This window comes from Paenibacillus sp. J22P90 (assembly GCF_059692195.1).
Genome location: NZ_JCAUAY010000003.1, coordinates 584457 through 610385, shown reverse-complemented (window position 1 = coordinate 610385; position 25929 = coordinate 584457). Strand labels below are relative to the sequence as shown.

Annotated in this window: 22 protein-coding genes and 1 riboswitch; of the genes, 11 read left to right on the top strand and 11 right to left on the bottom strand. The window is 48.7% G+C overall.

Annotated features, from left to right (window positions below; all coding sequences use genetic code 11):
• Positions 1-34 precede the first annotated feature (34 nt).
• Positions 35-802: an ABC transporter ATP-binding protein gene (locus AC58UX_RS12970; protein ID WP_497253161.1), complete on the top strand. Its 768-nt coding sequence runs from the start codon at positions 35-37 to the stop codon at positions 800-802.
• On the top strand, positions 789-2714 hold the full coding sequence (locus AC58UX_RS12965; RefSeq protein ID WP_497253159.1) for an ABC transporter permease: 1926 nt from the start codon (positions 789-791) through the stop codon (positions 2712-2714). The genes AC58UX_RS12970 and AC58UX_RS12965 overlap by 14 nt, the downstream gene beginning before the upstream one ends.
• Here AC58UX_RS12965 and AC58UX_RS12960 read toward each other — a convergent pair.
• The 3 genes from AC58UX_RS12960 to AC58UX_RS12950 all read right to left on the bottom strand — a co-directional run bounded on the left by AC58UX_RS12960 (position 2676) and on the right by AC58UX_RS12950 (position 5828).
• Positions 2676-4244, bottom strand: coding sequence for a sensor histidine kinase (locus tag AC58UX_RS12960; RefSeq protein ID WP_497253157.1), 1569 nt, complete (start codon positions 4242-4244; stop codon positions 2676-2678). The two genes, AC58UX_RS12965 and AC58UX_RS12960, sit on opposite strands and share 39 nt — an antisense overlap.
• Complete coding sequence (locus AC58UX_RS12955; protein ID WP_497253155.1) at positions 4241-4942, bottom strand: response regulator transcription factor; 702 nt, start codon at positions 4940-4942, stop codon at positions 4241-4243. Before AC58UX_RS12955 ends, AC58UX_RS12960 begins: the two co-directional genes overlap by 4 nt.
• Before the next feature lie 85 nt (positions 4943-5027).
• On the bottom strand, positions 5028-5828 hold the full coding sequence (locus tag AC58UX_RS12950; protein ID WP_497253153.1) for a hypothetical protein: 801 nt from the start codon (positions 5826-5828) through the stop codon (positions 5028-5030).
• 340 nt (positions 5829-6168) lie between these two features.
• Between AC58UX_RS12950 and AC58UX_RS12945 the strand changes: the two genes are divergently transcribed.
• Together AC58UX_RS12945 and AC58UX_RS12940 are read left to right on the top strand one after the other, a co-directional pair.
• Entirely contained in the window at positions 6169-8373 is a 2205-nt protein-coding gene (locus tag AC58UX_RS12945; protein WP_497253151.1) for a sensor histidine kinase, read from the top strand.
• 1 nt (position 8374) lies between these two features.
• Positions 8375-9070: a response regulator transcription factor gene (locus AC58UX_RS12940; RefSeq protein WP_497253149.1), complete on the top strand. Its 696-nt coding sequence runs from the start codon at positions 8375-8377 to the stop codon at positions 9068-9070.
• Here the strand turns inward: AC58UX_RS12940 and AC58UX_RS12935 are convergent.
• The 3 genes from AC58UX_RS12935 to AC58UX_RS12925 form a co-directional block, all read right to left on the bottom strand.
• Positions 9067-10233, bottom strand: coding sequence for a beta-propeller fold lactonase family protein (locus AC58UX_RS12935; protein ID WP_497253147.1), 1167 nt, complete (start codon positions 10231-10233; stop codon positions 9067-9069). The genes AC58UX_RS12940 and AC58UX_RS12935 overlap by 4 nt on opposite strands.
• A gap of 449 nt (positions 10234-10682) precedes the next feature.
• On the bottom strand, positions 10683-12158 hold the full coding sequence (locus AC58UX_RS12930) for an S-layer homology domain-containing protein (protein WP_497253145.1): 1476 nt from the start codon (positions 12156-12158) through the stop codon (positions 10683-10685).
• A gap of 223 nt (positions 12159-12381) precedes the next feature.
• Positions 12382-12987, bottom strand: a complete 606-nt coding sequence (locus AC58UX_RS12925) for a biotin transporter BioY (protein WP_497253143.1) — start codon at positions 12985-12987, stop codon at positions 12382-12384.
• Between the two features lie 141 nt (positions 12988-13128).
• Between AC58UX_RS12925 and AC58UX_RS12920 the strand changes: the two genes are divergently transcribed.
• The gene (locus tag AC58UX_RS12920) at positions 13129-13947 is read left to right on the top strand and encodes an ATP-binding cassette domain-containing protein (RefSeq protein ID WP_497253141.1); all 819 of its coding nucleotides are present in this window, start codon (positions 13129-13131) and stop codon (positions 13945-13947) included.
• Entirely contained in the window at positions 13938-15632 is a 1695-nt protein-coding gene (locus AC58UX_RS12915; protein WP_497253139.1) for an ATP-binding cassette domain-containing protein, read from the top strand. The genes AC58UX_RS12920 and AC58UX_RS12915 overlap by 10 nt, the downstream gene beginning before the upstream one ends.
• A gap of 695 nt (positions 15633-16327) precedes the next feature.
• Here the strand turns inward: AC58UX_RS12915 and AC58UX_RS12910 are convergent.
• On the bottom strand, positions 16328-16606 hold the full coding sequence (locus AC58UX_RS12910) for a hypothetical protein (protein ID WP_497253137.1): 279 nt from the start codon (positions 16604-16606) through the stop codon (positions 16328-16330).
• A gap of 43 nt (positions 16607-16649) precedes the next feature.
• Here AC58UX_RS12910 and AC58UX_RS12905 point away from each other — a divergent pair, with 43 nt between their 5' ends.
• Positions 16650-17255, top strand: coding sequence for a polysaccharide deacetylase family protein (locus AC58UX_RS12905; RefSeq protein WP_497253135.1), 606 nt, complete (start codon positions 16650-16652; stop codon positions 17253-17255).
• 67 nt (positions 17256-17322) lie between these two features.
• Here AC58UX_RS12905 and AC58UX_RS12900 read toward each other — a convergent pair whose 3' ends face one another.
• The 3 genes from AC58UX_RS12900 to AC58UX_RS12890 all read right to left on the bottom strand — a co-directional run bounded on the left by AC58UX_RS12900 (position 17323) and on the right by AC58UX_RS12890 (position 20718).
• On the bottom strand, positions 17323-17838 hold the full coding sequence (locus AC58UX_RS12900) for a hypothetical protein (protein WP_497253133.1): 516 nt from the start codon (positions 17836-17838) through the stop codon (positions 17323-17325).
• Positions 17839-17982: 144 nt separating this feature from the next.
• A complete protein-coding gene (locus AC58UX_RS12895) occupies positions 17983-18498 on the bottom strand; it encodes a hypothetical protein (protein WP_497253131.1) in 516 nt (171 codons plus the stop codon).
• 33 nt (positions 18499-18531) lie between these two features.
• Positions 18532-20718 carry an ABC transporter transmembrane domain-containing protein gene (locus AC58UX_RS12890; RefSeq protein ID WP_497253658.1) on the bottom strand — a complete coding sequence of 729 codons (2187 nt, stop codon included), beginning with the start codon at positions 20716-20718 and terminating at the stop codon, positions 18532-18534.
• Positions 20719-20793: 75 nt separating this feature from the next.
• Between AC58UX_RS12890 and AC58UX_RS12885 the strand changes: the two genes are divergently transcribed.
• From AC58UX_RS12885 to AC58UX_RS12875, 3 genes are all read left to right on the top strand, one after another.
• The gene (locus AC58UX_RS12885; RefSeq protein WP_497253129.1) at positions 20794-21183 is read left to right on the top strand and encodes an iron chaperone; all 390 of its coding nucleotides are present in this window, start codon (positions 20794-20796) and stop codon (positions 21181-21183) included.
• Between the two features lie 33 nt (positions 21184-21216).
• On the top strand, positions 21217-21993 hold the full coding sequence (locus AC58UX_RS12880; protein ID WP_497253127.1) for an EcsC family protein: 777 nt from the start codon (positions 21217-21219) through the stop codon (positions 21991-21993).
• 186 nt (positions 21994-22179) lie between these two features.
• Complete coding sequence (locus AC58UX_RS12875; RefSeq protein WP_497253125.1) at positions 22180-23409, top strand: NAD(P)/FAD-dependent oxidoreductase; 1230 nt, start codon at positions 22180-22182, stop codon at positions 23407-23409.
• 73 nt (positions 23410-23482) lie between these two features.
• Here the strand turns inward: AC58UX_RS12875 and AC58UX_RS12870 are convergent, their stop codons facing one another.
• Positions 23483-24925 carry an MFS transporter gene (locus tag AC58UX_RS12870; protein ID WP_497253123.1) on the bottom strand — a complete coding sequence of 481 codons (1443 nt, stop codon included), beginning with the start codon at positions 24923-24925 and terminating at the stop codon, positions 23483-23485.
• Between the two features lie 155 nt (positions 24926-25080).
• Between AC58UX_RS12870 and AC58UX_RS12865 the strand changes: the two genes are divergently transcribed.
• Positions 25081-25527, top strand: coding sequence for a GNAT family N-acetyltransferase (locus tag AC58UX_RS12865; RefSeq protein WP_497253121.1), 447 nt, complete (start codon positions 25081-25083; stop codon positions 25525-25527).
• Positions 25528-25761: 234 nt separating this feature from the next.
• Positions 25762-25915, top strand: a riboswitch (cyclic di-AMP (ydaO/yuaA leader).
• Positions 25916-25929: the final 14 nt, after the last annotated feature.

The window sequence follows — 25929 nt, the reverse complement described above, 5'->3', positions numbered from 1 at the left end:
AGGTATAAAGAAAACATTTGGAGGAATAACCGATATGAAAATCATTGCCCAAGCCAAACAACTGAAGAAGGTATATGGTTCCAAAGGAAATGTATTTACAGCGTTGCAGGATATCGATTTAACGATTACTCAGGGAGAGTTCGTGGGGATTATGGGCCCGTCCGGATCAGGCAAAACGACACTGCTGAACATGTTAGCAACCATCGACCAACCAACCTCGGGTGAAATCGTTGTGGACGGCATGAGTCTGATGAAGATGAAGGAGGCAGAGCTGGCGGCTTTCCGTCGTGAGAAGCTGGGGTTCATTTTCCAAGATTATAACCTGCTCGATACATTGACGGTGAAGGAGAACATTATACTTCCGCTTGCTCTGGCAAGAATGAATGTGGCGGAATTGGAGAACCGCGTAGCGGTGATCAGCAAGAAGTTCGGCATCGATGCGCTGTTAGATAAGTACCCGTATCAAATATCTGGCGGGCAAAAACAGCGTACAGCCGCGTGCCGCGCCATCGTGTCCCGTCCCAGTCTCGTGCTTGCTGATGAGCCAACGGGGGCATTGGATTCTAAGTCAGCGACGGAGCTGCTGGAAAGCTTGCAGAGCTTGAATATGCAAGATCAATCGACCATTCTTATCGTGACGCATGATGCTTTTGCAGCTAGTTATTGTACACGTGTTGTTTTTATTAAAGATGGTCAATTATTTACGGAGTTAAATAAAGGGACGTCTTCGCGCAAGGAGTTTTTCAATAAGGTGATGGATGTGCTCTCGGTACTAGGGGGTGGAGCAAGTGACCTTATTTAGTCTGGCGAGAAGGAATGTTCTCGGCAATTTGAAAAACTATTTGATCTATTTCATTTCGATGATTTTTAGTGTCGTCATCTACTATACGTTCGTTTCTTTACGATATAGCCAAGAAATTGCAGCGAACGTGCAGAAATGGGAGGGTATGAAGTCGGTCTTCACACAAGCATCGATCATCCTGATCCTATTCGCGGCTGTGTTTATCTGGTATTCTAATTCATTTTTCACCAAAAAGCGGAAGAAAGAAGTAGGCCTGTACGCCTTACTTGGCGTGAGGAAACGTAAGATTGGTACGATGTTATTTTACGAAAATATGATGATGGGCATTGGCGCCGTTGCTGTGGGCATCGTGCTGGGCACGCTGTTGTCTAAGCTATTTGCGATGATGTTCCTTAAGCTGTTGGATTCCACCGTTGAAGTCAGCTTCAGCGTTTCAACTGAGGCGATTGTGAACACACTGATCGTGTTTGCCATCATCATTGTGATCACCTCGATCCACAGCTATCGTTTGATTTATCGTTTTCAGCTTGTGGAATTGTTCAAAGCGGAGCAAGAAGGGGAGCAGGTACCGAAGCCGAAGGCTTTTTCAGCAGTGTTGGCCATTATTTTGTTGATAGTCGGCTATTGGACGGTGTTCCAACCGATGACGACAGGGGCGCAAATGGGGCGGAATTTCCTCATTATCTTCGGTACTTTGATCGCCGGAACGTATCTGCTATTTCGGTATGCACTCATTTATATGTTGAAAATGGCTCAAAACACGAAGTCTCGCTACTACAAAGGTATGAATATGATCTCGACAGCTCAATTGATTTATCGTATCCGTGGGAATACGCGAATGTTTACGATGATTGCGCTGCTCAGTGCGTTAACACTTTGTGCGGTTACGGTCGGTTCAAGCGCTTATTTTTCAGTAACGAAGGATGCGGAGGACGAAGCTCCTTTCAGCTACATGCACATTTCGCAAGGAGCCAGCTTTGATGGGCAAGTGAATACCCTATTGGAGCAGGATAAAGAGCACCCGATCAAGACGAAGCTTGATGTGCCCATTATCCGAGTAACGGCGGATGTGACGAATTTCTTTTATCATCCATCCAGTCATTCACCGACGGCTGTTCCCATAAAACTTGTGTCTTCCGCCATGTACAATCGTACCTCAGAGGTGTTAGATCGAGAGGGTAAAGTAGATCTCAAAGATAACAATATTGCGGTCATTCAGCCGAGATATTCGACGTTTACCTTGGAGGATGTGAAGGGAGACACGATTTCGTTTGAAGCTCAGGCAGGCAAACAAACGCTAACGGTTCAGCAGCGAATCGTAGGAAGAATATTGCCGTGGGGCTTCCCCGATCTGGTCTTTATTGTGAGCGACAGCTTATATGCCAAGCTGCTCCCAGGTGCCGAAGAAGTAACGTATAAAGGCTACGTTGTCAAAGATCAAGGCTCTACGAAGCTGACGTCAGATACGTTGATGAAACTGAAAACAGATCAAAACGGTCTGTCCACGTACTACTTCCAATATCGCCAAAACATGGAGGGGGCAGGCTTGGATATTTTCACACTAGGATTCCTGGGGCTTGTCTTCCTGGCCGCGACAGGCTGTATGATTTACTTCAAACAGCTGACGGATGCGAACGAAGATAAAGAGCGCTACGCCATGCTGCGCAAAATCGGTGTAAGCCGCAAGGAAATCCGGACGACGATTGCCAAGCAGACGCTGTTCGTGTTCATGCTGCCGCTTTGCCTAGGCGTTGTACACAGCATCATGGTTATAAAGGCTTTGACGACGATTCAGCTCATTACTGGAAATCTGCTTGTCCCTATCGCATCGACAATCATCTTATATGCGGCCATATATTTTTGCTACTATGTGCTATGCCTCGGAGCTTCTAACCGAATTGTTAGCAGGTAAAATGGTAAAAGCGACGCCATCGCTCTCATTTGCAGCATGAACGCTCATCCCATGATGATCCATAATTTGTTTGACGATGGCTAAGCCGAGACCAAATTGCCCTTTGCCGCCAGTGCGGAAAGGCTCAAACAGATGATCCGCGATGTCCTGATCCAGCTTCGGACCGTCGTTACTCATCCGAACTTCAAAGTGTGGTGCGGGATTCACGCGGATCCGAATACAACTTTCGGCATAGCGAAGCTGGTTATCCAACATATTTTCCAAGGCGATCTTCCATTGCTCTTGGTCACCGATCAGGGTATGTGCGTCGATCTCCGTCTCCCATTGGATTTCAGGACGGCGGTAGCGGAGGCGTTCAACGACATCTTCGATCACGGTTTTGATCTCAAAGGCATGGAAAGGTTTTTCCTTCGCCGTAAAATAATTCAATTTATTCAGCAGCAACAGATCGCGGATGCGCTTCTCTAGGCGTTCGCCTTCTTTCATAATGACGTCAATACTGGCACGCAGGGTGCCCTTCGGAAAAACACCGTCTTGGATCGATTGCGCATAGCTGCGTATCACCATGACCGGTGTTTTTAATTCGTGTGACGTGTGCTGCAGGAAAAATTGCTGCGCGCGGTCTTGCTTCACAAGACGCTGCCGCATCAATTCGATCGCTTTGCCGAGGCGGCCAATCTCATCCTTGCGGCGTCCTGTGTCGATCGGCTCGTGCCAATCGCGCTCGGCCATCCGTCCCACGTGCTGCTCCATCTGGACGAGCGGGCGAGTGAAATAGCGAGCAAGCAACAGACAGGGTAGCCAGCTGACGACAATCAGGCCAACCATCAATAGCATCAGTCTGAAGAACATCGACATGATCAAATCGTTGCGGTAGTTGCCCCACGCATAGGAAACGATGAAGTTAGGCGCTCCTTGAACCATTTCTTTGCGAATCACATAAAAGATACTGTTGTTATCGATATTGCGCGTATATTTCGCCACAGGCTGCATCTGGGCTAGCGCATCTTTCTCCATCGCCGCCATGAAGGGCTGTGCGGTATGGATCGTTGTTGTCGTTGCCGATATGGCCTCCGCTGCTTGTGTGCCACTGATCGTGAAATGCCGAATGGAAGGGCCTGTCAGCGTACCTTCAAGCGGAGCAGTTAACTGAGCAGATAGCATCGGGGCTTCGGTCAATGTGGGAACAGAAGCAGCGGATGAAGTTCCCATTTGTACGATATTGCTGCCTTCACCGTTAGGAACAACGAGGACACGACTTCCAAGGGATTGAGTGGCTTTTGTAGTCGTTGTCACGTCTACAGGCTGTTGAGATAGTGGGATGGCAAAAGTGGGAGTCGTAGGCTGTATGGCTTCTACCTGGAGTCCGCTTTGGGTATCCATCAAAATATTGTAAAGCTGCTCCGTGAAAAATCCTTTTAACGTCCAAGGTAATAACACCGCCAGCAGGGTGAAAATGAGTAAGGATAGCGCAGCGAAGGCTCCCCATAATTTCAGAGCGAGCGGCCACTGGCCTAGTCGGATTCTCATGCTTTCACCATCCTATACCCGTATCCGTATACGGTTTCTAAACGCATGTCTGGCAGCTTGCGGCGCAGTCTGCGTACTAAATCGTCGACGACGCGGTCGGTGCCGAAGTAGTCGATGCCCCAAACCGCGGAAAGTACTTGTTCGCGTTCCAGCACTTGCCCTTGATGTTGAACGAAGTAGAGCAGCAGCTCGTACTCCTTCGAGGTCAGATCGAGCGTGGTGCCATCGTTATCGGTTACTGTGCGCGCAGGTTCGTCGATCGTATAGGAGGCGAGCGTGGTTAGATGCGCGCGTCGCTCCATAGCTACTGATGACAGCGCACCATTCGCTTGTCTTGCGTAGACCCGCTCAAGCAGCTTGCGACAGCGAATGACCAGCTCGCGCGGCAAAAATGGCTTCGCCAAGTAGTCGTCGCTGCCGAGCTCGAGACCGATGATGCGATCGATATCGGCATCGCGGGCCGAGATGAAGATCACCGGCTGAGACGGCTGATCGGCTTTAATCTCCCGCATGAGCTGGAAGCCATCTACGCCGGGGAGCATAATGTCGAGGACCCACAAGTCCGGACGCTCCGAGATTGCTTCTCTGGCTGAGGTTCCATCGGGGAACGAACGCACTTGCCACCCCTCTTTCTCCAAATAGGCTGCAAGTACGCCTCTTAAATGTTCTTCGTCTTCTACTAAAAAGATGCTATACATCGTATATCACGCCTTCCATGCCTATGAAATGGGGAAAAAGTGGAGCCGAATCGCTTGTCGCGCTCGGATCCACCTTACATAATGCTTATTTTTTCTCAGCTTCTGTTGCTTGCTGTTCTTTGATTTTTGCAGTCATATCGCGCATGTCTTCTGTTCCCTTTACAAAATCCTTAAACAAATCCGGCAGGATAGCGCGGATCGCTTCTGCATCATCTGCTTCTACGGCTTCGGTTAATTTTTGTTGAAGCTTCATCGATTCAGACTCGACAGGCTTAGCTACCATTATATCACTCGCAACTCCAGCCTCAACTGGAAGAAGTCGGGTAGTTAGCTCTGGCGTCGTTCCATCGGCCTTTGTAGCGCGTGTGACAAACACTCTTTGAGGAGCGTCTGCTCCTTGCGGGAGGTTTGCGATCTCCTCAGGTGTTAGCTCAGGTAGAGGAGGTAAAGCTTCCATTGCTTTTCCACCTTCAAATGTCGTAGTGAAAGTTGCATCTGAAGCTGGGAATACTTGCACAGCACCTTTCAAATCATCTTTGGAGATCGATATCGTCTTTGCGAAAGTAGGCTTGGGCAGATCCGCTTCTGCTTGCTTCCGATCGTCTAGCGCTTTCTTCCAGTCAGCTAGCGTATCCGGTGCATATGTAGTGACAAGCAGCTTCAAATAGTTGCGCTCATGAGCAGGTTGATTAAGCAAGCCTGCACTCGAAGAGCGGAAGTGAAGAGCTGGCGTTGCTCCAACAGACTTTACCATTTGTATCGTTTTACCAGGAGTCGCTTCCGTTGTTGTATCCGCTGCAGATGCACTTACAGCACCGAATGCGATTGTTGTCATAAGAGCGAGCATGCCTGTTTGGATGGCGCGTTTTTTCCATGTTGGTTTCATAAAGAGAAAACTCCTTTCGATTTGTGTAGCGTGCAAAGGATGGTTGATTTCCTTTACACCCTTACTGTACCGAAAGATTATGGACATCCTATCGCAACATTATGGGAAATTGTGTGTGGATGGGACAATATGCCAAAAAAAATAACCCACAGCAACGGGCTGTGGGTCTAAGTTTATATATTTTAAAGGGGGGTTGGTCTTTATTATAGGCATTGTACATTAAAACAACATGAAAGTTAGATTTCATTTTCATTACAAATTTGTCAGTGGTAAAATAAGTGGAAAGCTAGCAAAAGCTTGCGATAGAGAGCGGGGAATACTCATAGTGAAGCATTACTCCATGAGGTCACATTTAACGATTACATTTGCCTTAATGGCCTTGATTCCGATTCTGATTCTAGGCGGTTTTCAGGTCTCGCAAATTAAACATATTACGCAGGAAACGAACCAAAACCAACGGCAGACGACGTATCGACTCGGAGACGCAGTAGAAGCGTATATGTCTTATCATCGCAACGCAGTTGAAACCTTGGCGGCTACGATCTCGGCTTCGGATGCGGCTTTTAGGAACCGTGAGAGCCTGACGTTGAAGCTGCAATCACTCCAAGAGAATTTGGAGGGTTTTACGGGCATTTATGTGGTGGATGATCAAGGGATGATCAAAGCTACACACCAGATGTCGACGAACTTGATCGGCACGAATGTCAACGATCGGGACTATACTGCGCGTGTGAAGGCTGGACAGAAAGCGATTATTTCTTCGTTATTTAAGGCGCCCGAAAGTTTGAATACACCGGCAATAGCCATCGCCGTACCGATTTATAAGGGTAGCAAGCAGGTGGATGGTTTCGTCTTAGCTGTGCTCGAGTTAGCGCCAATCAAAACACTTGTTACCAAATATGATTATGGTACAGAAGCGTATCCCGTCGTATTGGATCATGCGGGCAAGCCTATTTATCATCCGAATGCAGCATTGACGGACTCCATGGCGGATTTATCCAAGGAGCCTGTCGCAGCGGATGCCAAACTACATAAACAAGGCGAAGGCACCTACACGTTAAGCACCTCAGCGCATAAAGAGCTTATTACCTATAAGCTCATTCCAGATTTGAATCTTATTGTCTGGGTCAGCAGGTCAACCGCGGCTGTGAATGCGGCATTCACAGAATCTTTAAGGATCACGCTGCTCTTGTTAGTGTTCACGCTCATTTTAACCGTGCTGTTGGGCAGTCTGTTGGCCAAACGATTGAATGGCACGATCCACGCGTTAGTCGGCTATACCCAGCGATTAGCTGGAGGCTCGTTCGCGCAGCCCGATCAGAAGGTTGTCCCGCGCGGAGCGCCAACGGAGCTGCATCAGCTCGCGGATCATTTTTTCCGGATGGCGGCGCAGATCAAGGAGAACCAAAACGCGCTGCTCCAATTGAATAGCGAGCTTGAGCATCGCGTTGAAGAACGAACCCAACGTTTGCAAGACGAGCATGCCACGTTAAATGCCGTATTAGAAAGCATGTCGGATGCGATCGTGCTCATCGATGTGCAGCATAATGTCCTGTATGCCAATCACCAAATGGCCGAAAGCTTCGCCATTCCGATGGGGGAGCTTTCCCATATGCGAGAAACTGAATTATTTGAGCGTATCACCGCGCTTATGACAGGAGCTCAGGATGAACTCCAGTTGAGCAAGTTGACGGCAGAGCCAAGGGTACAAAGTGCGGTGACAGTTAAAACAGAGCAGGGCAAGCCCCGCTTTATGATGGTATCCGCGTTTCAAGTCGCGCGGGAGGGACGAGTATTCGGCCGCGGCTACGTGTGGCGGGATCGGACGAAGGAGCATGAAATCGACGCGCTCAAAAATGATCTTATCTCCCTAGCCTCGCACGAATTCAAAACACCGATTACGAGCATCCGTGGCGGCGTAGAAACACTGCTGCGCAGTGATGCGAACTGGGATGAAGAGTTCAAACTGGAGCTGCTCGAGGGCATACATGAAGATATTGGCCGTATCCAAGATCTCATCGACGAGTGGCTGGATATATCCAAAATTGAATCGGGTGCCATGGGGATTCATCCTCAACCCGTAAGGCTTGGGGCGATTATCGAGAGCGCCAAAAGCAGACTGCCCGATCAAGTGCTGGCTACTGGGCTTCAGTTCGAGGTGGATATCCCTTCAGATACACCTAGCGTTTATGCAGATAAACTTCGGATGGAGCAGGTTTTCTTGAACCTGTTCATCAATGCAGCCCGCTATAATGAGCGGCAGCCGATCATAAGGGTCACTGCCTATTCTGATGAGCACGATGTGTACGTTCGCGTACAGGATAACGGGATCGGGATTGCGGCGGAGCATTTGGCTAAAATATTTGATCGCTTCTATCGCGTGGATGTGTCATCCTCCCGTCAAACAGGGGGGACAGGCCTTGGCTTGGCGATTTGCAAAGGCATTATGGATGCACATGGCGGCACGATCACCGTTGAAAGTACGCCTGGCGAGGGAAGCAGCTTCACATTGACGATTCCACGGTTTAAGGAGGCGAAAAGCTAGCATGAACACGAAAAAAATCATGATCGTCGACGACGAACCCAAAATCATTCGTTTCATCGCGGCGAATTTGAAATCCCTAGGCTTCGAGACCGTCGTCTGCCAAAGCGGAGCCGAAGCGTTAGAGAAGGCGGAAGCCGTGGTTCCGGATTTGATTTTGCTGGATCTGATGATGCCAGGGATGGATGGCTTTGAAGTATTACGAAGACTGCGCACCTATTCCAGTGTGCCAGTCATAATGTTAACAGCAAGGAGCAATGGCGCAGATAAAGTGCAGGGGTTGAATCTCGGTGCGGATGACTATTTGACTAAGCCGTTCTCGTTGGACGAGCTGTTCGCCAGAGTCAATGCCGTCCTTCGCCGCTTGGATGGGCGCATGCCAGCACCCAGCACGGTCAGCGAATTGACCGTCGGACCGGTTAGCGTTAATTTAGCGCAGCGACGTATACGACTGGGTGGAACGGAAGTCAAATTTACCGAGACGGAATATAATTTGTTCATTCTTTTATTGCAGCATGTAGGCAAGGTGATGACGCATGAACAGCTGTTGAGTGAGATTTGGGGAAGCGAATATCGCGATGAAGTGGAATATTTGCGCGTAACAATTGCGCGGATTCGGCAAAAGCTGAAGGCACACACCGAAGGGCAGGAGCTGATTGTGACCTACCCTGGTGTTGGTTATATGGCGAAGGGGGATTAGGGGGTTGTGTTCGTCAAAGTCTGCACATCAAGCGGATAATCTGGCACATCGAATTCACGGGTCGTGCCTGCTGTCAGGTCAACCACGGTCATGCCATTCCAGCCGGTATCGGCAAAGGTTACGCCTCCTGTGAGGTAGGCGTAACGACCATCTGCGCTGCTGGCGACCATTTGGTGCATGCGATTTAACGGGAGGATCTTCTCGTTAAACGTGTTCACGTCGAGGATGGTCAAGTTAGGCTTACCCGTTGCGCTGCCTGCCGAGCCGATGCCAACGATGAGCAGCTGCTTACCGTCAGGTGTAAGCGCAACGCCTTCTTGATGTGTGTTGCCCGTCAAGGGTTCAGTCTTGTAGCTGCCGCTTCTCGGGTCAAGCACGACAAGTCCGCGTCCTTGATACGGAAGAAGCAAGCGGCCATCTGCGCGCACTGCGGCATAGTGCGGCTTCTCGAAGCCGCCTTTCCCGAATGGAGCAGCCTCTAGGGTGCGGCTTTTCAAGCTTTTAGGATCCACAGCCGTTACAGTGTAGCCGTCGTGGTCAATACTGTACACCTCTGTGCCGTCCAAGCTAGTCACGACATCAAAAGGCCGAACGCCAACAAGGACATGCCCTGTCATCGAAAGCTTTTCCGTATCCAAGATTTCTAATTGACTCTTGCCGCCACTTAGATAAACGCCGACATAAGCCCATTTACCGTCCGGGGATACTGCAATGCCCATGCCTCCTGAACGATATTCGCCGTAGCTGGGTTTGCCCACATTGGTTTGGTAAGGAACAAGCGCAACTCGTTTACGGAGTTTGGTATCTACCACAGCAACACCTTCAGCAGTCGATACATATGCGCGATGGTTTGGCCCCTCTGCGATGGCAAAAGGGGCTTTTCCTACGATAAGCTTCTCGAAGCGGCCTGAAGCGGGATCGAGGAAGGACATATAGTCACTCTTCGAATGTGTGACCATTAAAGTTGTAGCTACGGATGACGATGGAGTTGGTGCGGGCGTCTGAGCTGCCGTTGTTGCTGCTGCGGTAGGTAATGGTGTAGCTGAATTTGTCGGAGAGATACTCGCACCGAGATTCGGCTGCTGGCTGCTGCATCCAATTAAGATTAGCAATATCGTTAGCGGTGTTAACCTTGCGAATAGTGAATGAGTGCTCAGTAACATAGGTGATCACCTCGGAAATGGGAATTTTGGCGGAATTACAGTACCTGTGGATAAGTTTAAGTTTAACAAACGAAGGTAAGGAAGAGAACCTGATCGCAGGTCATCTTCCTTATTTTTTTGACCACAATAGAAAAAGCATAAGCAATGCTTAGCCTCTATTCGGTTTCCGGATGGCAAAAATGCAAAAGAGCATCTTTTTCAGAGGAATTCTCTTCAACGCTGTAAATAAATGCAAAAAGGCACCTTTTTAGGACGGAAATGTCTAACCAGAGCATAAAATGCAGAAATTGATGCCTATTTGCATCAATTTTAGCTGAAACCGTCTATTTAATAGAGAAAGGTTGCACTATTGCATTTCTCAGCAGATGGAGAGGGAGTTGTCGATCATACCTTCCTCTAACCGAGGTCGCTCGTCCTCGAAGGACCTCGATAGAGGTGTTCTTATAATCTTACTTTTTCAAGCTTAAGGTAACGCCTGTTGAAGTCGCCCATGCACCCACTGGCGCAACTGTATAAGTCGTATCTGGAACAAGCTGTGCATTATTCAAAAGCGTGAACGTACCGACAGCGCCTTTGCGCGTCGTCAGGCTGTATTCAGCCGTCAAAACGGTGCCATCAGCAGCAGTTAAAGATACGCGGCGTGAAACGAAGATTTCGTCCTTCGGATCTTGCGCTAGCGTAACCGTAATCGTCTTCGCATCAACTGCGGCAGCGGATTGAAGCTGGAGCGGAGCCATTTCTTTTGCTGTAAAATTAGGGTTCTTCAGGGTTGCCCAGTCAGCAGAAACCGTATATGTCACACCAGGGCGGAAAGTCTCGCCGTTAGGTAAAATGAACTTAGGCGCTTGGCGACCATCGGTTGCTTGCGTGAATGGCAAGTAATTCGCCGTCATTGTGGCACCACCTTCAGGGGTGATCTGCACTTGGCGATTCCGCATGGAGGAAAGAATTTGATACGTCGTTCCATTGTAACGATTATTCTCGTCTACAATAAATGAACCAGGACGTCCTTTGCTGTAAGCAGCAATGACATAACCGTAATCGGCAACACCGTCAGCTAGATGGGATTCAACTTCAAATAAATCATTGGCAACCTGAGCCGTGGAATCCAAACGGATTTTCTCTGTGCTAGCTATGAAAGTGACAGCTGGTTGACCTTTATACGTTAGGGAGTACGTTGTACCCGCTTTTTGAGTAGGGACTGGAACGATATATGTGGATACAGCGCCAGTTTTTAGGCGTGGAACATTATTGATGGCAAGACCATTGTCAAAAACAAAGTTTTTGGACGCAGGCTCAAGCTCTAATTCCGCCGCAGGAATCGGTGCCGAGAATGTCACCTGAAGGGATATGGCATTCAAAACCTCCAGCTTTGTCACGCGAACTGGTGCTACTTTTTGCGCTTCAACAAGGAGTAAAGCAGCTTGACCGCGGGTTACTTGGCTGCTTAGTGCCGCATAGCTTGGCAATTGACGGATCGTTGCAGCGTCTACCTTAAGCACGGTTGCAAGGATGCTGCTCAACTGTTCGGAAGTGATCGTTTGTGCGCCAGCAAATTGTTGGTTGCCAACGCCATTCATCGCGCCGAGTGCCTGCATGGCAACTGCGTAGCTATAGTACCAATCTTTTGAAGTCACATCTAGAAAAGGACTAGCTGCATCTGTCTCCAAATTGACGTGGAAAGCGAGGGCTACCATTTTAGCAATCTCACTGCGTGTGATGGCTTGATCTGGTTTGAATGTATGGTTCTCATAGCCAGACACTACTTGCTGCCCAGCTAGTTGCTCAATTGCGGCCTGAATTTGAGTAGCATTGGCTGAATCCGCGAAAGGATTAGCTGCTAGGGCATGGTAAGGAAGAAGAGCGGATAATCCGACAGTTGCTGAAATAGTGAGAGCGGCTAACACTTTATTGTTATTTTTCATCGAGAAACACTCCTCAAGTTTATTGGATTTGTTTGTTGCGCTGTTGTCTACAGGACTAAGCTTACCTGTTCGCACATAACAATCGCATAAAAATGAGGGGCGAGACATTACAATTTCGTAAAAATGATAATGAGATCCCGCATAGATAAAAAAGAGCTTTCCTTAAGCAGCCGCAGCTGCTTTGAAGAAAGCTCTCAGATAGGTTAAGCAAAAAGGATGAAGCTTAGTTGATGAGTGTTTTATTTTCATTTTGAACGATGTTATGTGAAGAAGAACCTGTCAAACGTTGTGGAGGGAACACTTGGCGAACTGGTGCAATGATGAGTGCAGCGACCACAGCTTTAATGGCATCTCCCGCAAGGAAGGGATAGCAACCAGCGGCCATGGCATCTGCAAACGAATAAGCAGGAACTTTATACATTAACCAAGGTACACCGGCCAAATATAGAAACAGAGAGCCGAAAACTTCAAGAACAAGGAACGCCGCGACATAGCTCATGATGCCATTTAAACGAATACGAGGTAAAATAAGACCAATAAGCATCGCAGATATCGGCCAAATCATGATAAAGCCACCGCTAGGTCCGAGGACTTTGGCAATACCGCCGGTTCCAGCTAGCAGGGGAAAGCCCAAAGCAGTAAGCACAACGACAAGGGCCATACTTAGGAATCCGTAGCGCGCGCCTAGTAAACCTCCAGCGAGCATTACAGCTAAAGTTTGTAGAGTAATCGGTATTTCGGAGCCAACTGAAATTTTTAGGAAGCTGAATAAAACAAGAATTGCTGCAAATAAAGCACTAAAAATAACACCACGTAACGTAAGTTTCATATTGTTGACCACTCCTATTTCTGGTATTGTTAACTTATTGTCAACTAAATTGGCGACAATCAGGTTTACAATGATGATAATAGCACAACATTTGAAAAAGTGAAAGGAACTTTTTTACATATGCCTACGAGAGAAAAATTAATGTCATTAAGCAAAGCGTCTATCGTCTATCGCATGGAGTCGGGGGAAGGGCGGCGCGTGTGGTCAGGCGTATCACTAGACATTCATAGAGGTGATTGGCTGGCTGTTGTAGGCCCCAATGGCAGCGGGAAGAGTACACTTGCTAGTGTATTGCTAGGCTTGAACCCGTTGTCGGATGGACAAATTCAGCGCAGAACGAACGAAGGCGCTTCGATCGTACGCGGCGTGCTCCAGTTGCCTGAAGCACAGTTTATAGGAGAAACGATAGCGGAGGAGCTAGATTTTTTGCCGCAAGCGCAGCATTTATCGGCTGAGGAACGTAGGGGCTGGTATGTGGAAGTACTAGACGCAGTAGGACTATCACTTTCGCCAGAACGCACGATGGCAACGTTATCTGGTGGGCAGAAGCAGCTGGTGAATCTAGCTGTAGCATTAGCGGCTCGGCCAGAGATGCTAATTTTGGATGAACCGACGGCAATGCTGGATCCTGCCTCCCGGAAGGAAGTTCGCGAAGTTGTACGTCAGGCGCATCAACGTGGCACGACGATTGTTTGGATTTCGCATCGGTTGGAAGAGGTGGCGGATGCGACCCGTGTGGTCGGTTTTGGTGCGGGGAGAATTACTTTCGATGGGGAGCCGCGTACGTTTTTTTATGGAGAAGCCGAAGGGACTGGGCAGAAGACTTCACCTTGTGTGGAGCTTGGCTTTGATCCGCCTTTTGTGATTCAAACGGCTATGAATCTATTAGAACAAGGTATCAAGTTACAACCTCTTCCGCTGCATATGGAAGAACTGGCGGAGGCGATCTCATGTCGATAGTATTAAAAGAAGTTAGGGTAACGGCGCCAGACTCGCAAGATGTGACATTGCTTCAGGATATAAGCTTCACCCTGCAAGAGGGTACCATTACCTTGTTGATCGGTCATGCAGGATCAGGGAAATCTTCCTTACTGCAGGTTATGTCCGGTCTACTCAAGCCGCAAGCTGGCATGATTACGTTGGACGATCAGCCCGTTTGGCTAAAACCTACAAAGGTTGATCCCAAGCAGCTGCTTCGGTTCGGCTTAACGTTCCAATTTCCAGAACAGCAGTTGTTTGCACGCAGCATACGCCAAGAATTTGCCTATTCGCTTAAGCCGTATAAATTGGAAAAGGAAGAGCGCGAACGCCGCATCCGCGAGGCGACCCTCGCGCTGGATCCCCATGGCGTATTCGCCATGGATCGCTCGCCCTTCGCGCTCAGCGGCGGCGAGCAGCGCCGACTCGCGCTGGCGACGACCTTCGCCACGGCGCCGGGTTGGCTGCTCATGGATGAGCCAACCGCCGGCCTCGAGGCGGCCGCCGTCCGCGAGCTGCTGCGCATGCTGCGCGAACGCAGCGGTCGTGGCGGACTCGTCATCGCCACGCACGACCTGGACACGTTCTTTCCGCTAGCGGACCGTGTCCTCGTTCTAGATCATGGCGAGCTCGTCTTCGACGGCTCACCTCAAGAGCTCTGCCGCGCGCCAGAAGTGCTGGCGCGCGCCGGGGTTGGCCTCCCGAGCTGCGCGGAGGCCTCGCAAGAGCTGGCGCGCGTGGGCATCGCCATCGCGCCGGATCTGCTGACGCCGGCGGATGCCGCGGCGGCGATTGTGGCTGCGCTGCGCGAAGGCGGCAGCGCCAGCACTTCGGCGCCTGCGGAAGCGGCGCCGGCAGTGGTTGTGGCCACGTGCGAAGCGAGCGTGGCAGTAGAGCAGCAGCAGCTGGCGAAGCCGCTGCTGTCGCAGCCACCCAAGCCGCAGGCGGGGTGGCTGCGGCTGGACCCGCGCGCGAAGTGGCTGCTCTACCTGCTGCTCGCCTTCGGGACGATGGGGCAGCAGGGGTGGGGCGGCCTCGCGATAGCCGCAGGGCTCCTCGGCTGCGCGTTTCTCGGCCTCCCGCGCGGCGTCGTGCGCGGAATCGTCAAAATCGTAGCGTCATATGCGATTTTCGTGATCTTTTCCGTCGCGCTGTCGGGGCTTGAATTCTCTCCGCTAGGCTTCGCAGTCGAAAGCGGCTGGAGCACAACCTTTATCCTGATTCGTTTATTTATCGTCTTGATCGCAGGCTACTGGCTGGCCATGTCGACCCCTTACGGTCAGCTTGTGCAAGGGCTTAACTGGGCATTGCAATATTTGCACAAGGTGAGGATCCCAGTGGCCTCATTCTCCTTGGCGGTCTCGTTTATTTTTCGCTTCATCCCGCTTATCCTGCGGGAGTGGCAGCAATTCGCAACAATCGTAAGAGCCAGGGGCAAAGCCTCGGTGCGCCAAGGCACTGTCCGGGTGCGCGACATTCCTGCACTGGTCGTTCCACTATTACTAGGCATGTTCCACAAAGCAGAGCAAATGACCATCGCGATGGAAATGAAACGCATCGACGGCAAAACGCTGCTCCTAAGAAAAAACACATTGCAATGGCAGCTAGCGGACACGTTCTTAGTGGTGGGCGCTCTTCTCGCATGGGGAATATTGCTGTATACGTAAGGCTAACGGACATAGGAGAAGTTATTTGGCACCATTCGGTCGTTTTCATAACTTAACGGACACGCTGGACGCTAATCGCCTTCATTTGGAGAGTTATAGGCTAGCTAGGCCAAATAATTGCCGTGGTGTCCGTTAGTTCCAAAAAAGAACTAATCTAGCGAATATAACGTCTTCCTTGTCCGTTATGAGAGGATGATGACGTCTATGATTGCTGGCGGAGATAGCTCTTTCTAGTAATCATTGTTCTCATAAAGGTGCCTGTCGCCACTATCCCACTCGCTCAGGTTCAGCAAGCGTCGATCCATAACCTGAGCCAAGGGGTAGTGCCTAGAAGCTTGGATGATTAATTATTCCCCCCGCGCAAGCCTTGCCGTAGCAAGCCTTGCGCTCTTTTCATTGCGCTCTTTTCCTTGCGCTCTTTTCCTTGCGCTCTTTTCCTTGCGCTCTTTTCCTTGCCTCTTTTCCTTGCTTCTTTCCCTTGTCTCTTTTCCCTTGTCTTTTCTTCTATCGCAATTCTTCCTTGTATCTATTCCTCACTATTAATCCGAATCTAGGTATATTTCTCTCAACTATGGATTACACATAGAGTAATAGACAATTACTCTGGGAAATGGTTGGTGAGCTATGAATATCCCAAGAAAGAGAATCCTAGTTTTCTCGGCACTTGCTGGGCTTTTTACTTTACTTTTTTTCCTCTACATGAGTGGTCTAAACCCCTCATCCGCGCCAATTCTCATAGAAGCACAAGCCGAGGAGTTGATGGCATCCTCAACGCCGCCGCCATCTCCAATAGCGTCTCCAGTAGTTACACCGGACATAGTCACCACGCAGCCATCTTCCGTTCCAGAAGACGTAACCCCAGCCCAAGGGGATACACCTGTAATTTCACCTACAACTGAACTTGCACCATCACCACCAACCCAAACAACATCCGTTACAGCAGTTACATACGTTCCTTCATCAAAAATCAGCATTCCCGTCCTCAACTACCATAGCGTAACGATTGACCCAGGCAATGTGGTCGTCATTTCCCCAGCGAAGCTGGAGCAGCAGATGAAATATCTACATGATAATGGCTACACACCCATTTCGCTGTCTACCTTCATTGGCCTTATGGAAAATGAAAGCGGGCTCACAGCCCCCAAGAATCCAGTACTACTCACGTTTGATGACGGTTATGCGGATAATGTGGAGGAGGCTATGCCTATTTTGGCTAAATACAAATTCCCCGCGACACTCTTCATGTCTCCAGGCATGGTCGAGGACGCTTATTACTTGAATTGGGATCAGGTCAAGCAGCTGCAGGAAGCCGGCTGGGACATTCAACCGCATGGTATGACACACCCACATCTTCCCCAGCTAACAGCGGAGCAACAAGCATTCGAGATCACAGAAGCCAGAAAGCTAATCGAGGAAAAGCTAGGCACACAAGCCGACGTATTCTGCTATCCCTATGGGGAATATAACAAAGCGACTTTAAAGCTTTTAAAAGATCTCGGCTTTCGTTACGCTTTCACCATTGACCAAGGCTACACGACCAATCAACAGAACCCTTACCTGCTCAAAAGGCTGTTTATTAACGGCGAAGAAGGCCTGAACGCCTTTATAAATAAGCTTCCTTAAGAGCTCCAAGGTTCACACAATACAAAAAGGACTAGCCCCTAAATGTGGCTAGCTCCTTTTTATCTCGTTATGATCTCAAACGGTGACAATAAGCCTCAAGTTGGTGGAAAGGTATCGTAAAGAGGTCCAAGGTGTTAACGATGGATTTTGTGGAGCCGGGAAGAGCGAGGAATTTGGCAAAGAGCCGATCGTGCTCTTCATCGGCCGCGGAAGCCCAGAACTGAACCTGCCGGACGTCGGGATTGCCTGTTTTGATGGCTTGTACCAGCGCACGCAGTCCTTGTACGAATAATGTTGATTTTCGCAGCTCTTTGACAATAAAAGCAACCTCAATCTGACAAATATGCTGATCCTCGTAGTCGCCAGGACCGGTGCCATAACCGTAACCAGCCGCGCCGACCATGTCGTAGGACTCTTCGCTGAAAATGAGCAAGGCTTTACCTAGAAAGAGAGGACTGCTGATAAAACTGAGCTTCATGCCGAACGTATAAGGCAAGTTTAGTTCGTCGTGATGGCGCAGCAGGAAGTTCATATAAGCTTCATGATCCATTTCAAATTCGCTTACTCGGAATTCAAAAGACATTATTGTGGCTGTACGCGTAGCGAATCGTTTACCTTAACGATTTTACCGAAGCCGCTTCCTTTAGTAATTTCTTTGGGACTATTCGGGGGTACTGGAAACATACGGATTGCCTCCTTTATGTCGTAATTTGTCTACCTTTTTCCATTATATCCTAGTAAATTTCTTTAGGGTATCCCTGAGATTGTTAATTTTCTCACAAAACACGACTTCTTTGCCGTGTGTGCCCTCGCGAACGGAGCGTGCGCTGGTAAATTTGGCATACAGTCGACAGATATATTCGTTCTCAGCTAGTGCCGCTAGCCTTAGTTCCTGGACTTCTGGACCACCCTGAACGATCTCATTTACCATGTACAGCAATCCTCGAATAAATAAGCGTGAACCGCGGAGAGCTTTATCAGCAATGGCTACGTCCACTAAGGCAATAACCTTATCTTGAAAATCCTGCTCAGGCGTGCCGTAATAATAAGCAGCAATGCCAACCACACGGTCATCGATATCTTTAGCAACGATAAGGTGACCCTGCGTCACGTAGGAGTAAATGAGAGTAACCATTTCCAAGGTAGAATACGCAGGATGTAGATCGCGCTTACGGGCTAACATAAATAAACTGGCCTTAGCGAAATCGTCATCACTGACGCACTTGTGGTAACTTATCGTCATCGTGTGTGTACCTCCTGCCTGGACTTCTGATCATCATCCGATTCGTTTCTGAAGTGTTTGTTCCAAAGATTGTAGAATTTGCGGGTGTTCGGCCATTAAACGGTGAAAAGCTTCTTGTCTAACGGACAATAGTACCGAGGGCACCATTGCCCTTACGGTAGCGTTTCGGGGTACATTGTGAAGTAAAGCAATTTCGCCGAAATGATCCCCATCTTGGAGCACGGCGACCCGTCGTTCCCCACCGTCAGGCATACGTTTTATAATCTCAAATTTACCACGGACAATAATGTAAAACTTGTTGCCCTCATCGCCCTCGCTTACAACATCCTCGCCTTCTTTGCAGGTTTCGGTTGTAAATAACATAGCAATGTTCTTAAGCAACGGTGGTGCAATGCCTTCGAAGAAGGGTAGCTTGGCAAGCCTATCCCTATCTACCGTCGCGTAGAGTCCGTCCTCGGATAGGTTAAATCCGAACTGCTTATCCCAGAGGCTGCGGTATAAATTGCTTTTATATAGGAGCTCTTGGTGGGTACCAGAGTCTACGATTCGGCCGTCTTGGAATACATAAATGCAGTCGGCGTTCTTAACTGAGGATAAACGATGTGTCACGGATACAATGGTCTTGTTGGATCTAAGCCGATCAACAAGCTGATTAATGCCCGCCTCGGTAGCTGGATCCAAAGCTGATGTCACTTCATCTAGCAGCAAAAGGTTCGGTTTCCTTAGAAGCGCTCTCGCAATCGATAACCGTTGACGTTCGCCGCCGGACAGCGATCCTCCTTCATGATGCACCTGTGTATCATAACCGAGAGGCCAGTTTACAATGGTATCATGGATGTTCGCCTGCATAGCCGCCTCAATCATTTCATCTTCCGAAGCACCACTATCTAGCAGCAGGTTATCTCGAATTGTGGTATTAAATAAAAACGTATCCTGGGTAATGAGTGTGGACTGCTTTCGTAAAGAGGCCTCGCTTAAAGTACGTATGTCGTATTCATCAATAGAAACAGCGCCTTGTTTTGGGTCATAGAAGCGGGACAGCAACTGTAGCGCAGTACTTTTACCAGAGCCACTAGGCCCAATGAAAGCGACATAGCTCCCAGCCTCAATTTGCAGGTTAACATTCCGTAATTGGTCGGTCTCCTCACTATATCCGAAGGTGACGTCATCCATCCGAATGGAGGGAAGAGAAGAAGGGAGCTCTAGCGGACGAGGATTCTCTGGAACGCTGGGCTTGTGGTCAAAAATTTCCCGTATCCGCTGAAAACTAGTACTTGAATCGATAAGGCTTGGAACTAAGGAAGATAAATTCGAGCCGGACTGTCCTACACTTAAGAATAAGGTGAAAAAGGCCATGAAACCACCTATGCTCATCATGTCGTGGAAGATGAGATAACCGCCGAAGCCGATCATAATCCCATTTAAAATCAGAAGTGAGATAAGCGGCAGCCGCTCCATCATAGAACCGGCAAGTTGCAATTTTAGGCCGAAAGTAAAGAGTTCATGAACCTGTTTACGGGCTCTTTCTTGAAACCTAGCTTGCAGATGCAAGCTTTTAATCGTTTTATGTCCCTTCACCATTTCATCAATCGTATTCGTGAAGCGTTCCTGCGATTCTTTGAAGTTGACATTGGCAACTTCCGCATGCCCTTGAAGAAGTCTTGGCCCGATCAGCATGATCGTGGAGCCGACAAGCATGGCCAGTGTGAGTTTCCATTCAATAGTGAATAGGAGAAATAGCCCGAGCAGAACGCTTAAAGCCTCCCTCAGAAAAAAAGGGAATACGATGCGAACTACTCTTTCCAAAGAGGTCATATCGGTTGAGAATCGGGCGACAAGATCGCCGACTCGGTATTTTTGATGAAATGGCAGCGATTGCCGCTGGAGGTGTGTAAACAGCTCGATCCGCAGCTTCTTGATGATCTGACCGCCGAGATTTCCGAGTGCGTATTCTCCGCAAATACTTGCAATAATGTTAAGAAGGCCGCTGCAAAGCAGTATGGTCAGGATGATTGCGAAGTTATGGAGATTTTTAGGTGTAAAAGCCTCATCGACCAGATACTTCAGGCTCACAGGAGCAGCTACCGAATATCCGACTTCTACGAGGAGGCAAAATAAAAAAATGCTAGTTAATCGCTTATGGGAAATCCAAAGGGATAGCAGGGTTCTTAGAAAATACAGGGAAAATCGCCACCTTTCAATAAAATAAGAGTACAGCACTTTATTTTGGTTGTAAACGACTACCACCAGACGTGTATAATACAACTAAACGTCCTCATAAAGGAGATACCATGTATGAAAGAAACCAAAACAGCTTTCGAATCCATCGACGCTTACATAGCAACATTTACTCCCGAGCTTCAGGAGAAGCTTCAAACGATGAGAACGGTCATTAAAGAGTCCGCGCCAGAGGCGACGGAGAAGATTAGCTACCAAATGCCTACCTTTGACCTGCATGGCAATCTAGTGCATTTTGCGGCATTTAAAAATCATATTGGCTTTTATCCCACTCCAAATGGTATTGATGAATTTGAGGCGGAGTTGGCGCAGTATCCGAGGTCTAAAGGAGCCGTTCAATTTCCGCATGATCGACCGCTGCCTTTGGCGTTAATTAGCCGAATCGTGAAGTTTCGAGTAGAGAGGAATATTGAAAAAGCTCAGACGAAATCACCGAAAAAGAAATGAAAATTAAGCTATCTAGCCAAAGGAGGTGAAGCCATGGATCAAGCGTATACCATCTATGAGCAGCAAATGCAGAAAAAGCTTAAGCGCTGGGAAATACGTCTGCAAAAGCAGCCCAACCTGATTGAGCGAGCGTCCAAATCCGTCCAAAACCGAATCAATCAAGTGATTCCAGAGAAAATCCACAATACGATCACGGCAACGGTCAAAGGGATTGTGCAAACGACTTTGTTTGGCATCAATTATATGCCTACAACGGAACCGCTGAAGGGTGTATCCATGGCCGATCGCGATGCGAAGGCTGAAGAGTTGCTGTCTCTGTACAAAAAAATCGCTGCCGCCGAGGGCGCTGGAGCAGGAGCGGGCGGTATTCTGCTTGGGCTGGCTGATTTCCCGATTCTGATCGGGATTAAGCTGAAATTCCTTTTTGAATTAGCGCATATTTACGGGTATTCAACCAGGGACTATCGAGAAAGATTGTTCATTCTGTATGTGTTTCAGTTGGCGTTCTCGAGCGCGAAGAAGAAGCCGGAGTTGCTTCACACGGTTAAGAATTGGCCGACCATCTCACAGACGTTGCCTCCCGCGGCAGATTTCACGAATCAAGTGAATTGGCTGCAGCTGCAGCAGGAGTATCGGGATACGATCGATTTTCGTAAAATGCTCCAGCTCATCCCCGGCATTGGGGCTGTGGTTGGCGCTTGGGCTAACTTTGGCTTGTTGGAGGAGCTCGGCGTGGCGGGTATGAACTGCTATCGGCTGCGCAATTTGCAAGACAAAGCGGCGGAGCTGGACGCAAGCACCAAGGCGTAGAGGGCACGGTTGATCGTAGCTCTTTCACGCCTTATTTTCATTAATTAGACATCTCTAAGTTATTTCTGATGCAAATCGCGCATACACTGTAAGAGAGTCGGTTACCGGCTCAGCTTGCGAGAATTTGTGATTATTTTCACAAGCATATATGTGATTAATTTCACAAACGGAGGAGTGTTGAGGCAAATGAATAAACCCAGAATTGTCATCCTAGGGGCAGGCTACGGCGGACTTGTCACAGCGATAAGGCTGCAGAAGAAGATGAAAAGAAATGAGATGGACGTCACACTGGTCAACAAGCATGATTATCATTTTATTACGACACATCTGCATATGCCGGCTGCCGGTACAGATCACCATGATAACGCGCGCGTAACCATTTCCGATTTGATTGATGAACGGAAGATTCGGTTCATGAAGTCGACGGTTCGAGAGATTAGGCCTAGCGAGAAAAAGATTATACTGGAAGAGGCTACGCTCGACTATGACTATCTTGTGGTTGGATTAGGAAGTGAGACGGAGACCTTCGGTATTCCGGGTATGAACGAATATGCGATGTCCATCAAAAGCATTAATAGTGTCCGCTTTATTCGGCAGCACATTGAATATATGTTTGCCAAGTCGAAGGTGGCTCCGAAGCGCAAGGATTATTTGACCTTCGTCGTTGGCGGAGCGGGCTTCACCGGCACGGAATTCGTCGGAGAACTAGCTGACCGCGTTCCCGTTCTGTGTAAAACCTATGATGTCGACCCTGCGGATGTCCGTATTTATAATGTGGAAGCTTCTCCGTCGGCGCTGCCTCCCGGGCTTCCGGAGGATTTGATCGCATATGGGATGGAAGTGATGCGCCGCAAAGGGGTGCAGTATAAGCTATCCACGGCCATTAAGGCTTGTACAGCAGAAGGAGTCATTCTAAGCAACGGCGAGTTCATTCGCGCAGGTACGGTAGTCTGGTCCGGAGGGATACGCGGCAATTCCTTGCTGCAGGAAGCAGGGTTCGATGTTCAGCGAGGCCGGGTTAAAGTGGATAGCTGCCTGCGCTCCTATCAGTTCCCGGAGATTTTCATTACCGGTGATTGCTCGATTGTGATAAGTCCAGAAGGTACGCCGTATCCGGCGAATGCGCAGATTGCTGTCCAACAAGGCTATAATGCAGCTAGGAATTTGATTCAGACAGTTCGAGGCAGAGAGTTGAAGCCGTTTGTGTATGATTTTAAAGGCACGGTAGCAACCTTGGGTCGAGGTGAAGCCGTTGGTTTACTCAAAGTAAAGAAAGTGAAAGGCCGTTTGGCCCTATTTATCAAAAAAATGATCGATGCCCGTTATCTATTTCTCATCGGCGGCCTACCACTCATTTGGAAGAAAATGATTTGGAAGCAAAGGTCCACGACCCGCAATTATCATGTGCCTAATTAATGTCTAACGAACTAAAAAAGCTGAAATGAGATGGCAGTGGCAGAAAACACTGTTCTCATTTCAGCTTTTTTATTTATTCGGCCGCAGCCTTAGGCATAGCCGTTCTTCCTACCGTCTCCGAAGTTGAGTGCCCCTTTTGCTGTTTCTTTGCATAATTGCTATACAAGATGGAGCTGCCAATGGTTAAGAACGCAATGACCGCCATCCCCCAGATGAGGTTATCAAAAGCACGTTCAAGCGGCAGTGATTTCTGCCAAACCAGCGCACTGCCCGAGAGCGCCACGGCGAAGGCACCGCTGAAAAACTGCAGCAATTGGAATAAGCCCATGCCCGAGCCGACGCGATCTTTAGTCAATTGCCGGGACAGCTCATTGGATACAGCGCTGGATAGTGTCGTAAAGCTGATACTCACGAAGATGTACAGCGCTGCGATCCAGTAATAAGAATAGCTTGCAGTTAAGGCAAGCAGTACGGTTGAAAGGAGCATCAACCATGGCACGTAGCGCAGCAAAGCGGTATTGCCATATCGGTCAATGATGCGCCCCACACGGTTGGACGCAAGCATGGCAATCAGCGCACCTGGGAAGAGCAAGAGTCCGGAAGTGAGCGGCGCTAAGCCGAATACCCGAGCAAGCATCTGCGGCGCCAAGAACAGGAAGCCGAAGCTGATCATGTAAGAGGTAACGCCAATTGCGCTAAGCGCCATATAAGGTCTGTCGCTGAACAGTGCGGGCAGCACGAACGGTTGCGAAGCTTTGCGAATGCGCAGCGCGAACAGGGCAATCGCAATTGCCCCTGCTAAGAGGGCAACGATACTCTTGGATGTCAGGAAGAGCAGCAAACCCGTGGTCCCGATTCCGAGCAGGACAGCGCCGATGAAATCGAACGAGCCGCTTTCTGCTTTTTCTTTTGGCAGCAGGATGAGGAAAATAGGGGTAAGCAAAAGGGTCACACCTGTAATGACGAACAGGAAGTGCCAGCCCAAATACTGCACGATGGAGCCGCCGGCGACCGGACCGAGTCCTAGGCCTAATGAAGCCGCGGATAGGATGAGCGACATGGCTCTGCCTCTACGTGATAATGGAATGTAGCGAGTGACGAGAACGATACCGAGCGAAGGGATCGCACCCGCGCCGGACGCCTGAATTAGTCTCGTCAGCAGCAACAGTCCGAAGCTGTCCGTGAAAAGTCCTAGGACCGATGCGCCGCCGAGCGAAAGCAGGGCAATGACATAGAGCCTCCGCATAGGGACAAAGTCGGACAAACGGCTATAGGTGATTGAAGATATCGCAAAAATGATCGAATAGCCCGTGACAATCCACGATGCCGTTGAGGGGCTGAGCTCGAACTGGACGGCAATTTTGGGTAGAGCGAGATTGAACATCATCGTGTTCATGATCACAAGTACTATAGTAAAACAGAGCAGCCAAGAGACCGGGGTTTCCCGCAAGCGGCTATTTACCTCGGTTTGATCATGCGTTGTTTCTATATTAGAAGTGGTTGCGTTGTTTGACATAGTACACCTTCCGATCTATAACTATAATATAATTTGTTACAGTTTAGCATAGTGAATTCGGTGTGTCAATGAATTGGTAGTGGATAAATAATTTGCAATTGAATATTTATTCTTTAATATGTATTATTATTCATGAAATGATGGAGGGGAATCATATGGATCATATAATAAGAAGAGCTGAAATGAAGGATGTAGAGGCATTAACAGAGCTTATGGTTGCCTATATTGTAGGTTTTTATAAGAAGCCGCGGCCTGAGTCGGCAGATCTTCATCGACTGATCAGCACCTTGCTCCAGGAGCAAGGGGGTATCCAGTTTGTAGCCGTCAAAGATGGCGATCTTATTGGCTTTGCAACGCTATATTTTGCCTGGAGTTCGATGAAAGCTAGTCCTATCACGATCATGAATGACCTCTTCTTTCTCGAACCATTTCGGGAAACTGCTGCAGAAGAAGACTTATTCCGGAAGTGCCAAACGTATTCCAAAGAAAACGGCTTTGCCTACATGTCATGGATCACAGCACCGGACAATTATCGTGCACAACAGTTTTTTGATAAAATGGGCGGCACTCGCATAGATTGGGTGAATTACACGATTGTATAAAAGTGTATAAGGGATGCCGACATCCATTAGCTGGCGTGATTTCAATTGTCGGTATGTCCTCCTTCATTTTTGCGAAATACCCAGAGTACCTACGAAAATGGAAGATAATCAACGAATCATATAATTGTAAGCGAATTATTGGAGCAATCGCGAGGTGGAAGAGAGCTTTTTACGTTTATTCCCACCTTTACTATGTGAGTAGAAGAGAGTAGTATTCAACACGTACATGAACAGTTGAATATTTCGCTTAATTTTCTGTTTAAGAAAAGCGGGGGAACCACGAGTAACATGGGGTGAATAACGGTACGGATTTGTAAGTACCTTTTAGGGCAGATTTCTCGCGGCCCGAACCCGACAGCTAACCTCGTAAGCGATCGTGAGAAAGGAGAACATGTGTTTAAA